The sequence below is a fragment of the Paenalcaligenes hermetiae genome, assembly GCF_039543645.1.
Lineage (GTDB): Bacteria > Pseudomonadota > Gammaproteobacteria > Burkholderiales > Burkholderiaceae_B > Paenalcaligenes > Paenalcaligenes hermetiae.
The window spans coordinates 265,701-277,333 of sequence record NZ_BAABKD010000008.1; the positions used below are offsets into that span (position 1 = coordinate 265,701).

The following is an 11,633-nucleotide window of genomic DNA, read 5'->3' on the forward strand; positions in this document are numbered from 1 at the left end:
AACATTAAATCGGGCACCAAAGCGAGGCGCGCGGAAAATATAACGCCGCTACCGCTTGACGCCCATCAAGTGCTGAAACCTGAGCACAATACCTACGCAGTTGATCCGCATAACGTGCTTTCATACTGGCAATAAATTGCGCTTCGCTTTGACCGGGATAAGGCTTTGCCGTTTTATAGTCCACAATCAGCCAATGATCCTCTTGAGAGATGGCTAAATCAATAATAGATACGCGACCCTCGGCGTCTAACAAAGTCCACTCTCTATAGGCTTTAGCTACATCCAATAGCCACTGCCCGCGCTCGCTTTCTAAGGTCATGACCAATGTTTCTTTTACATCATTAACAGCTTGCTCAAGCTCCTCGTGCTGAATACCTGTGCGCTGCAACTGCCGCTGTATCACAAACACACTTTGCTCTATGCGCGATACGGGCCAGGCTTGACGCCCCTCTTTTCCTATCCGCTCTAACCACGCGTGAGCAACTGTACCAATTGCCGCTTCTTTAAACGGCTCCTCTACCCAGGTCCACTTGTTATCGCCTTGGGATATAGGTCGCGCTGTCACCACTGGAAGATCTGTCAAATCAGCAACTCGAACCAAGTATTGATAAGGAGCAGTACCTGGCTCCTCTACTGGTATAGGTAGCATCACTTGCTCCGCTTGCGCGTTAGCAAAATCCACCTCCACCATTGGCCACAGCAAATCAAGCAATGATCCTCGTGTTGGAGCAAAATTCGTTTTATTTTCCATGATTGCGACCAGATGGAGCTCGCTGCGCGCACGCGTTACCCCTACATACAGTAAACGTTGCAGCTCATAGGCTTCTCGCTGCTTTTCCCGTTCAGCAATAAATAGACTGATCGGATCTTTACTCTGTGCATCCGACGCTTTGGCCATGCCTACATATAAACGCCCCTGACTTTGCTCAAAGGCCATCAAAGGTTCTTTTTGATGACGGGACCCTCGATTTAAGTCATACAAAATCACGCTTTCAAACTCTAATCCTTTAGCTTTATGAAAGGTCATTACCTCGACTGCATGGGCCGCCAATTGAGCCTGAGCAAATAATCGATCAACCTGCTGCTCAAAAATGGTCAAATCGATATCGCCATAGGGTGCTAGCTGCTCTAATAGCCTAAATACGTTTTCTGCATCCGCTTGATCATTTGGATCGGCATACACCTGATCCCCGCCCAGTCGCAACCAACAATACTCTACCCACGCCGCAAAAGGCATGGTGCCGCTGCGGTTCCTTTCGTCTAATAAAACCCCAGCCACATGTTGCAAGCGCTCCCACTCATCGGCAGGCCATGCCTCAGCGGTGGCTTGGTGAATTAACTGCGGCACTGTTTCTACCCGATCATGACCACACAGGCGGTGCAAACTATGCAAAGTGAGCCCACAAAGAGGCGAGCGCAATAAAGCCAACCAAGCCAAACGGTCCCCTGGATGGGATAAGGCACGCACTAGCTGCACTACATCCTGCACCACAGGGCGTGCCGTAAGCTGATCAATATCAACGGCCTTAGTCGGTATGCCGGCTTTGGTTAGAGCACGAATCACTTGCCCTAAATGACTACGAGCACGTACTAAAATTGCCACAGGTTTAGGACTATCTGCGTAAGTGCTTAGTGCTTGCTGACAAAGTTCCACCACACGCTGCTCTGCCTGTGCTTGCGCAAGATCTTTTTGGTTAGGCTCATAAATAAAGGGGTGCGTTACCACCTGCGAGGTAGGATCAGCAGGATTAAAAGCATCTGAAGGCGTATAAGGCACACCACCTAGCTCTAGATCATGCTGCGCGGGGAAAAGGTGTTGGCCCAGCTGGTTTACCCACTGCACCACATTTTGTGTGGAACGAAAATTATTCGTGAGCGTTACCGCCTCTAGTGAAACTTCACCTAGGCGTTGGTTTTTTTGTACTTCTAAAAACAACCCAACTTCCGCTTTACGAAAACGGTAAATGGATTGCATGGGGTCACCCACCAAAAATACTGTGCGTCCGTCTCCAGGCTGCCAGCCAGAGGTGAGCTTTTCTAGCAATTGAATTTGATTCAGGCTGGTATCCTGAAATTCATCGACTAATAAATGACTAATACGTCGATCCAAGCGTAAAAGTAAATCAGAGGGGTTATCCGCTTCACCTAAAGCAACCAGTGCACGCTGAGCAATTTCAATAAAATCCACTTGCCCACTTTCAATAAAAGCCAGACGCAACTGAGCCACTGCAATCCAAAGCACCTGTGCTAAATGCTGCAATAGCTCCTGCTCTTTTTCTGAATACGCCGCAGGCAAGTTTCGTATAGCAACCAAAGGAGCTAGCCACGGCGGGTTTGGCCCCTCTTGATCGAGCCAGTCTTTCATTTGTTGATTGAGTGCTTTATTTCCCCCTGCCGGAAAGCCCACTTTCGCATTCATCCCTTGCGACTTGCGTGGGATCAGATCGCTGGTTAAAAGCAAAGGGATCAGTGCTTGCCAGCGCGGCAAGTCCTCTGGCTCAGGCACCAACGGCTGCTGCTCACTCCAGTCTGCTAAAGGCGCTAAATAATGCTTCTGGCTAAGCACCAAATGCTGATGAGCATACACGGCGCAAGGCGCTAAGCTTTGTTGCCAACCATAGGGCAGTGCCTGCTCAAGCTGCTGCAAGCGCTCTCGAATCGTATCCTCTAGGTAATGCTGTAACTGAGATAGCGCATCCACCGCCCCTAATGTGGGTAGCCACTGATCCCGCTTGGCAAGCATATCCACCAACAGCTGCTCCACATCTGCCAGATTCACCCCTAAATGTTGGATTAGGAACACAATAGAAGGATAGCGGTCTGCGAGCGCCATTGTGGCTTGCGCCGCTTTGCTATATAAGCTGTCGGCCTGATCGGAAACCTCTGGCACCCCCCCCAAACCGCTTAACCATGGCATGGCTTTAACTAGGTGCGCGCACAAAGAGTCAATAGTACGGATACTTAACCGTGATGGATGGCTAAGTAGCTGCCAGTTTTGTTTGGCATCATTCGCTAACGCTTGTTTTGCTAACCGCCAACTGGTTTTTTTGTAATCCTCGGCCGGCTCAGGCCCTAATGCGGCATGCAGTTTTTCTATCACACGAGCATGCATTTCGGCCGCTGCCGCTCGCGTAAAAGTAATAGCAACAATTTCCTCGGGTTGTTGTACCAATGCCAACAATGCCAAAATGCGATCGGTGAGCAGCTCTGTTTTCCCTGAGCCTGCAGGGGCTTGTACTAAAAAAGAACGCGAAGGGTCGATCGCATCTGCCCGCACCACAGCATCACTAGGTCTCATCCTGCTCGTACTCCTGCTCTAAACGTAAAAAGGGCAACACGTCACAGTAACGCAAGTCATTAGGGTCAATGACTTGATTGCGTGCCACACCTTGTAAGAACTCATCCTTTAAGGCCCATACCTGCGTCTGCAAATGCTGTTTTAATTCATCCCAATCCCTAAACTGCTGCGAAAATTGTTTTGTTTCCGTACTCGTAAGAGGTGCCTGATCGCCACCATACCCCCCTAGTGCACACGCATAATGTAAAAACCCAAAAACCAGACCCGCTACTGGTTTATTTTGTGTTTCGAGTAGTGCAGCATAAATAGGAAGCTGGAGCTCAATCGGACGCGCTCGCAACCACGCAGTGTAATTTTTATTCACTTTTGTGGTTTTGTAGTCGACCAGTAAATAAGAGCCGTCCTCTAAACGATCGATGCGGTCTACACGCATCGTAGCGGCAAACCCAGGCAAGTGGTGCTTTTGCTCCAACGCCACTACCTCGAAAGGAGCGCGCTCAGTTTCCAGCTCAAACCAGCTCGTGAGCACCTGCTTAGCTCGCTGGCACTCGAGCTGCTTGATCACCGCAGGCAAAGCGAATAAGGTCTGCGCAGCCGCTTTGTCGATGGCGCTTTCTATTAGGTCACCCAGTCGGCCAGCATGATGCTCTTGAAGCAGTTGCGTACTAGTCCGTGGGGAAATAGCTTGCCAGACGTATTCCAACGCCAAATGCAAAAATGTACCCCGTACCAGCCTTAATTGCCCACTGTCCTCGTATTCCGCTAAGCGCTGAGCATGCAAGCGATAATTCACAAAAGCCCACAAAGGATTACGGGCTTGTCGATCTAGCACTGCTGTACCACCGTAAATCTTTTCGTCTTTTTGTACGGGTGGACCTTGGTGATCCTCGAGCTGCGCTAAGCGCACCCCTTTAGATATTGTGGTGGTTAATGGGTCAGGACAAATCTGCTCAGGCAGCCCCTCAATTAAAGGGCTAGGGCGTAATGCCTGCCCATTATCCTGACAGGCATAACTGCATATCAAATGCGGCGTGGCATTTTGTAAGGCTTGAAACATGCCGCGCGCCCATTGTAGCTCCCGCTCGGGTGTGGAGCGTGGCGCTTGCGCCGCGCGTAATACAGCATAAGGAATAAAAGGATTAGGGCTAGGGGTAGCAGGTAATACTTGATCCGTTACACCGATCACCCATATGGCATCCCATTGCCCCCCTTCGGCCTCAAGTAACCCCAAAACATCTAGACGAGCCGAAGCATCGCGCTGCGGTTGGAAAAGGGTCTCATGCATAAAGCGCGCCAACATTTGTACCACTTGAGTCAATGTTAAGGCACCAAATATCGGTGCAAGACGACCAAACTGCGTCAGTCTCTGATCAAACGCTTTCATGGCTTGATAGTTGTGACTATCTAAGCTGACATCGCCCGGGAAACCCAGGAGTCGTAATAATTCACGTAAGTGAGGCACCCATTGTGAAACGGTTAACGCCGTCGTTAGCCCCTTTAGATAGTCACGCACAGCACGCCACGCTACGCCTAATTGCTCACAGTTTTGAATCGCCTCATCAAGCTGCACTAAGTCTAAGCGATTTTTTTGTTGTGTGCGCCACAATACATCTAAACGGGCTCGCTGCGATTTTTCTGTCTGAGCCCCCACACAATACCCAGATAAAAGTGCCGCCCCCATGGTGGCACCGCGCACCTCGCCCGCATGAACCTGAGTTAAAACCGTTAACCAATTAAGCGCTGCGCGAACCAGTGGCCACTGCCCCAGTGGTCTACCGACAGCAATATTCCAAGCAAAAAACTTATCCCCAGCTGTTCTAGGAGCTAGCTCATGTGCAAGCACCCGATGTGCAAAAGCCGCCTGCTGCTCAAGCTCCAAAGCCACAATGGCATAACAGCCCTGCGGATTCTCACGTAACTGCTGCGCTGCCCAGCGAGCCGCTAATCGCCACTCGGCATCAGGAGAAGACGTTTGAATGCGCTCACAATGTGTCTGATCCCTAGTCTCCGCCCGATAGAAATAATAACGAACCCCATGCATTAAGAGCGCATCGAGCATACGCTGCAAGCGCGGTGAAATTTCATGAAAACCCACCAAGACCACATGCCGCCAAGTGGGGATATAGTCCCCAGCTTCTAAGGCTTGTGCAACCCGCTCTGTAGCTCGGTTAACATCATCTAAATCATACTGCTCTAAATGTGCTCTGTATGCTTGACGCCATTGCATAAAGCGCGCGGAGTCCCCGGTATGAGTCTCTGGCTCAATCTGTAAGCCCCACTCATCGATAAGCTGATCCGCTTCCGCTGCCATCTTGGCCGCCTGTGGCACATCAATCAATAAGGATTGCTCTGGTTCTTGCTCATAAATCACTTGTTCCCAAACATATAAACGACTAAATGAATCAAGCAAGTAAGCAGCGGGCGCCTTATTATCAGAAAAGGTTAAATCATCATTGACCTGTCTTAACCATGCAGAAAACGGCATAATATCCGGTACAGCCATGGCTTTTTTCTGGCCTAATAAGCTATGCTGTAATTGTGCTAGCAACCGCCGGGCAAAACGATTGTTAACCGTCAGCACTAGGGTTTCTGTGCTTTCTAATTGCAAGAGTTGGTTAAAATCACAGGACAAGCCCATTTTTAATCCTTTAAATAGAATGCATGACGCGCTTGAGTGCGGCTTCCATTTTTGTTACATCCACACTATTAAACCATAACCATGTCATCTGAAAACACCCCTCCTTTTGAGCTCGCTGGTTCTATCTGGTTTCGTTCTGGCAAACTAAATTGGGGCAATCCAAGGCGCATGGCGCTTTTAGCCGCGATTCATGAGCACGGCTCCATTTCCGCCGCCGCACGTCATATCGACCTGAGTTACAAAGCCGCCTGGGATGCCATTGACACCATGAACAATCTCTCAGATGAGCCTTTGGTTTTACGCACAACAGGCGGTCAGCGTGGCGGTGGGGCTTCCCTTACCCCAAAAGCATTAGAAATTCTTGAGCTCTACCAACAGCTGGACGCAGCACACCAGCGCTTTATGAGCCACTTAGCCAAAGCTCAACCTGGCTCAGACAAAAATCTGGAGTTATTACAAACTATGATGGTACAAACTTCGGCTCGTAATAATTTTGCGGGCAAAATCACTAAAATCACACTCGGTGCCGTCAATACAGAGGTCGCCTTAGACATCGGTGGCACGCAACCTATTATTGCTTCTATTACCAATGAAAGTGTAGATAGCATGGGGCTAAAAGAGGGCATGCGCGCGCTTGCTTTTCTAAAAGCCTCTTCCATTATTGTAGGTCTGCCTTCTGAAAGTAAGCTGTCTGCGCGCAACCAGCTCCAAGGAACCATTGCCCATATTGAATCTGGTGCCGTTAATGCTGAAATAGGTATCAAAATTTCTGAAAAGCACCGCATTACCGCCATCATTACCATGCAAAGCCTAGAAAATCTGAAGCTTAAGGTAGGACAACCTGCCATCGCTATTTTCAAAGCATCTAGCGTATTGCTTGGCACCATGGAATAACTAATGCGAGGTTTTTTGTAAATCCACCAGTAGCTGCTCGCTACTGCGCTGGATTTCATGGTTTAGCTCGGCGGGTGTACAGCGACCAACAATACGCCCATCGGCAATACGATACACTTCATCGGCTAACACAATGGCATCCTCGGGGTCATGCGTAATAATAATCGAAGGGATGCCCAGCCGCTTTTGCAGTGCACTGAGCTCCTGGCGCATTTTTACCCGCAAGTTAATATCCAAAGCCGCCAAAGGCTCGTCGAGCAACAGCATGGAGGGATTCACCGCTAAAGCTCGCGCTAAAGCGGTACGCTGCTTTTGCCCACCTGAAATTTCCCCGGGGTAATTCCCTAAAATTGGCGTTAGCTCAAACGCATCAATCCATTTTTTTGCTTGAGCAGGCACCCATTTTTTAGATGGATTCAACCACCCTTTGCGCAAACCAAAACTAATGTTTTGCGCGACGGTCAAATGGGGAAATAACCCATAATCCTGCAACAAGTAAGCTAAATGGCGTTGTTGCGGGCTCAGGTTTACGCCTTTTTGAGAACAAAATAGCAGAGTGTCATTGACAACAATACTGCCCTGATCCGGTGTCATTAACCCCGAAACCGCTTGGATGGTTAATGTTTTACCCGACCCAGAGGGCCCAAACAAAGCAATGCGTTGCGCCTGACTGTCTAACTGTATATTGAGCTCAAACTGTCGCGTTGCTGAGCTTAACGAGCGCTGTATATGTATAGAAACCGCCATATTAACGAGCCCCCCGATGGCGCTGCTGCGCTGGGGTTAATAAACCAGCAAACCACAATACTGCAATACAGCTTGCCGAGGTCACTAACACTAAAATCATTGCCAGATCATCATTTCCGGCCTGCACAGCTTCGTAAATAGAAATCGACAACGTTTGCGTGCGCCCGGGTATACTGCCTGCTATCATCAGGGTCGCTCCAAACTCGCCTAAAGCCCGTGCAAAAGCAAGCAGTACCCCTGCCATGATTCCACGCATCGCCAAAGGCAAACTGACGCGAAAAAACACCTGTAAGCGGCTTAATCCCAAAACGATACCCGCATCCTCTAGCCGATAATCCACATCCTCAAAAGCGGCACGCGCAGACTTTAACACCAATGGAAAAGCCACGACAGTAGCCGCTACCACGGCGCCTTGCCACGTAAAGACCAGTTCAATCCCCCATTGAGATAACCACTGCCCTAGCCATCCACGACGCCCTAATAAAACCAAAAGGTAATAGCCAATTACAGTAGGCGGCAAAACCATTGGTAAAGTCAAAATAGAGTCCACCAAATTACATAACGGCGAGCGCCAGCGCGAGAGCAAAAAAGCCACTGCTATGCCGAGAACAGCAGCAAATAAGGTTGCCCAACCAGCGACTTTTAAAGAAAGCAGTAGGGGGATCCAAAGATCAGACATGGGGAATACCGGGCAAGAAAGGCTGCTCAAGCAGCCTTCGTCTCAAAGATAACACCAAGGTTAGGGCTTGCTAAAACCGTATTTAGCCAAAATAGCCTGACCTTCCTCTGATAACACAAAGTCTAAATAAGCCTGAGCCAGCTCATTGCGACCATCACGCTTGACCAATGCGATTGGGTATGTCACCGGCACAGTGGTTTCTAGCTCTTGTACCACATTGACCTTGTCTTTCATAATGGCGGCGTCTGTAGCAAACACAAACCCGGCATCCACTTCGCCACGGGCCACATAATCTAAGACCTGACGCACATTCTGCCCAAGGACTTTACGGCTTTCTACAGCCTGCCAATCGCCAGATTTTTCTAAGGAACCCTGGGTATAACGCCCAACGGGCACAGTAGCAGGATTACCATACGCTACACGTGTGACATCCTCTTTAGCTAAATCGGCTAAGCTCTGGATGTTTTTTGGGTTATCACTCGGTACAATAAGCACTACACCATTTTGCACAAAATCCTTGCGCGTATCGGCATCAATGGCTCCCGCTTCGATGGCTTTGTCCATCGCTTTTTGGTCTGCCGAAGCAAATACATCCACAGGAGCACCGTTGACGATTTGCTGCATTAGCACATCCGATGCCGCAAAACTGTTCAATACCTGTGTGCCCTCGTGCTGTTTTTGAAAATGTTCGCCCACCTCTTTGAGTGCATTGGTTAAGCTAGCCGCTGCGGATACCACTAGATCTGCGGCTTGTGCTGGCGCCGATACAAAAGAAAATGCTACTGCACCAACGGTTAAAACACGACTGAGCGATTTTTTAAGCGATAATTTCACCATGGACTCCTTGTGTAGGATTGACTTGCGCTATAGTTAACAATTTGTTTGAGTAGTTTACCACCCCTATATATATAGGTATATAGCTATCTTAATTGGAAGACAACCTCTTCTTTTCCATCATGGCTTTTATCGAAGCATTTATTCGTTTTTTACGGCAACAAGCCTTATCCGAGCACACGCTTGCCGCCTATCTGCGTGATTTACAACAGTTAAAGCACTGGCTCGATCAGCAACCCTTTTCGCAAGACTTAACCCAGGTCTCTACCGAGCAGCTGCAAGCATGGCTAAATGATCCCACTGCCAATGCCTCGCCCAGTACGGTTAACCGACGTATTGCTAGTATCAAGAAATTTTTCCATTGGCTCTGTGACCAAGACCCAACGTATCACAATCCAGCAGAATCCTTACGCCCACTAAAAATCACGACCACACCTAGCGAACCGCTGACCCATGCCGATATTGATGCCCTGCTACAAGCTCCAAACACCCAACAACGACTGGGCTTACGTGATAAAAGCATGCTTGAGCTTCTCTATGCAACGGGGATGCGTGTGAGTGAGCTCGTAGCGCTACGTCTAGAGCAGCTAGACTTAGCGCAAGGGGTACTACGGGTTATTCATCCAAACCCACACAGTATCCAAGAACGGCTAATCCCTATCGGAGAGGACGCAAAATACTGGCTAGAGCGTTATTTATTACACGCTCGCCCGTTGATTTTGCGGCAGCGGCAAAGTGATGCTGTATTCATCAGCACGCAAGGCAAAGCAATGACACGACAAGGTTTTTGGCTCATTATTAAAAAATACGCCCAACAAGCCCAGCTTACACAAGATTTATCCCCACATAGCTTGCGCCATGCGTTTGCGTCACATTTATTAAACAATGGTGCTGACGTGGCCATGGTACAGCTTTTACTTGGCCATAAAAACCCAAGCACCACCCAAATCTATAGTCACATTACTCGTGAGCGTTTACGTCAGCTACATGCTCTACACCATCCTAGAGCGTAACTTAGCTTATCATCATGGCAAAAAAAACAAGTGAAACCCCAGCCACTCTCTGGCTTAAACAACGTAAAATTCCATTCAGTGAGCACATCTACGACTATGCTGCCAAAGGCGGTGCTAATGATGCTGCTAAAAAATTAGGGCTTGACCCACATATCACGATCAAAACATTAGTGATGGAAGACGAAAAAAAACAGCCTTTAATTATTCTTATGCATGGAGACCAAGAGGTTTCGACTAAAAATCTTGCCAGACAAACGGGAGTCAAGCACATTCAGCCTTGTGAACCAAATACAGCTCAACGTCACTCGGGCTATTTAGTTGGTGGCACTTCGCCCTTTGGAACGCGTAAAACCATGCCAGTCTGGGTACAAAAAAGTATTTTGGATTATGAAAGCATCTATATTAATGGGGGCAAGCGAGGTCTACTAATACAAATCAACCCAAAAATTTTGGTTGATTATCTTAAGGCAAAACCCGTGGATGTAGCACTAGACTAAACCCATCCCCGCTATCTTTTCTATTGACATCCTCCCCGGCCTGAAGGCCGGAGATTCCTACGGCGCTCAGGGGCGGCTCAATGCCGCCCCTGAGTCGCTTCGGTGGGTTCCTGCTGCTGGCGACCCTACTGCATCGCTCACTTCACAGGCGAACCGGGCGTGTCCCGCCCTTAGCACATTGATCGCGCCGACCAGATCGGCGTTTTCCTCGAAGCCACATTCCACACACGCAAATCGGGCTTGCGTCTGCCGGTTGTCGGCAGACACATGGCCACAGCACGGACAGGAACGGCTCGTGTTCTGTGGCGGCACTGCAACCAGCCAGCCGCCGTTCCACGCCAGCTTGTAATCCAGTTGGCGGCGGAACTCGAACCAGCCTTGATCGAGGATGGACTTGTTCAGGCCGGACTTGGCACGAACGTTTCTTCCCGGTTTTTCGGTGCTACCTGCCGCTGACCTGGACATGTTCCGTACCTGCAAATCCTCGATACACACCATCGCGTGGTTTTGGCTGATCGCGGTCGTGGACTTGTGCAGGTAGTCGCGGCGGGCGTTGCCGATCCGGCAATGGATACGCTGGACGCGGGCTTTCGCCTTCTTCCAGTTGTTGCTGAATTTGGTTTTGCGACTCATCGCCTGCTGCGCTTTACGCAAGGCCGTTTCATGCCGCTTGAAGCTGTTGAGCGGCGCGTAGAACGTGCCGTCCGATAAGGTGGCGAATCGCGCAATGCCCATGTCGATGCCGACTGCGCCACCCTGCGGCACGGGCTGCTCAACTTCGCGCTCGGTCTGGATGCTTACGAACCACTTGCCGCAAGACTGGCTCACGGTGACATTTCTGACTGTGCCCAGCACCTCGCGACTATTGCGGTAGCGCAGCCATCCCAGCTTGGGCAGGAAGATACGACTGTTGCCCTGATCGAGCTTGATCTGCTTCGGGTCGGGGTAGCGGAAGCTGTCGCGCCACTCGGTGAGCATCTTGCACAGCCCGGCGTAGCCCAGCTTCTTCTCTCCGCGCTCGTAGCGCTCTTTC

At 49.7% G+C, this 11,633-nt stretch carries 9 protein-coding genes; 3 read left to right on the forward strand and 6 right to left on the reverse strand.

Annotation, left to right across the window (positions count from 1 at the left end; all coding sequences use genetic code 11):
• Positions 1–4: 4 nt before the first annotated feature.
• Positions 5–3,298, reverse strand: a complete 3,294-nt coding sequence (locus ABD980_RS05660) for a UvrD-helicase domain-containing protein (protein ID WP_345370239.1) — start codon at positions 3,296–3,298, stop codon at positions 5–7.
• Positions 3,288–5,936 carry a PD-(D/E)XK nuclease family protein gene (locus ABD980_RS05665; RefSeq protein WP_345370240.1) on the reverse strand — a complete coding sequence of 883 codons (2,649 nt, stop codon included), beginning with the start codon at positions 5,934–5,936 and terminating at the stop codon, positions 3,288–3,290. Before ABD980_RS05665 ends, ABD980_RS05660 begins: the two co-directional genes overlap by 11 nt.
• An 81-nt stretch (positions 5,937–6,017) precedes the next feature.
• Between ABD980_RS05665 and ABD980_RS05670 the strand changes: the two genes are divergently transcribed.
• A complete protein-coding gene (locus ABD980_RS05670) occupies positions 6,018–6,830 on the forward strand; it encodes a TOBE domain-containing protein (protein ID WP_345370241.1) in 813 nt (270 codons plus the stop codon).
• Here the strand turns inward: ABD980_RS05670 and ABD980_RS05675 are convergent, their stop codons facing one another.
• Genes ABD980_RS05675 through modA form a run of 3 tightly spaced genes read right to left on the reverse strand, consistent with a single transcriptional unit; the run spans position 6,831 to position 9,093 of the window.
• Positions 6,831–7,577, reverse strand: coding sequence for a sulfate/molybdate ABC transporter ATP-binding protein (locus tag ABD980_RS05675; protein ID WP_345370242.1), 747 nt, complete (start codon positions 7,575–7,577; stop codon positions 6,831–6,833).
• A gap of 1 nt (position 7,578) precedes the next feature.
• A complete protein-coding gene (modB, locus tag ABD980_RS05680) occupies positions 7,579–8,256 on the reverse strand; it encodes a molybdate ABC transporter permease subunit (RefSeq protein ID WP_345370244.1) in 678 nt (225 codons plus the stop codon).
• 60 nt (positions 8,257–8,316) lie between these two features.
• Positions 8,317–9,093, reverse strand: coding sequence for a molybdate ABC transporter substrate-binding protein (gene modA / locus ABD980_RS05685; protein WP_300648632.1), 777 nt, complete (start codon positions 9,091–9,093; stop codon positions 8,317–8,319).
• 92 nt (positions 9,094–9,185) lie between these two features.
• On the opposite strand from modA, the gene ABD980_RS05690 reads away from it, so the two are divergent.
• Together ABD980_RS05690 and ybaK are read left to right on the forward strand one after the other, a co-directional pair.
• Entirely contained in the window at positions 9,186–10,103 is a 918-nt protein-coding gene (locus tag ABD980_RS05690; protein ID WP_345370247.1) for a site-specific tyrosine recombinase XerD, read from the forward strand.
• A 14-nt stretch (positions 10,104–10,117) separates the two neighbouring features.
• A complete protein-coding gene (gene ybaK, locus ABD980_RS05695; RefSeq protein ID WP_260649226.1) occupies positions 10,118–10,600 on the forward strand; it encodes a Cys-tRNA(Pro) deacylase in 483 nt (160 codons plus the stop codon).
• A 66-nt stretch (positions 10,601–10,666) separates the two neighbouring features.
• Here ybaK and ABD980_RS05700 read toward each other — a convergent pair.
• Positions 10,667–11,633: RNA-guided endonuclease InsQ/TnpB family protein (locus ABD980_RS05700; RefSeq protein ID WP_345370250.1), on the reverse strand; the 967-nt coding region annotated here is incomplete at its 5' end.

Excerpts from the sequence above, each read along its gene's own strand:
- ABD980_RS05670 (WP_345370241.1), top strand. The coding sequence starts at position 6,018 with ATGTCATCTGAAAACACCCCTCCTTTTGAGCTCGCTGGTTCTATCTGG.
- modA (WP_300648632.1), bottom strand. The coding sequence starts at position 9,093 with ATGGTGAAATTATCGCTTAAAAAATCGCTCAGTCGTGTTTTAACCGTT.
- ABD980_RS05665 (WP_345370240.1), bottom strand. The coding sequence starts at position 5,936 with ATGGGCTTGTCCTGTGATTTTAACCAACTCTTGCAATTAGAAAGCACA.
- ABD980_RS05660 (WP_345370239.1), bottom strand. The coding sequence starts at position 3,298 with ATGAGACCTAGTGATGCTGTGGTGCGGGCAGATGCGATCGACCCTTCG.
- ABD980_RS05675 (WP_345370242.1), bottom strand. The coding sequence starts at position 7,577 with ATGGCGGTTTCTATACATATACAGCGCTCGTTAAGCTCAGCAACGCGA.
- ybaK (WP_260649226.1), top strand. The coding sequence starts at position 10,118 with ATGGCAAAAAAAACAAGTGAAACCCCAGCCACTCTCTGGCTTAAACAA.
- modB (WP_345370244.1), bottom strand. The coding sequence starts at position 8,256 with ATGTCTGATCTTTGGATCCCCCTACTGCTTTCTTTAAAAGTCGCTGGT.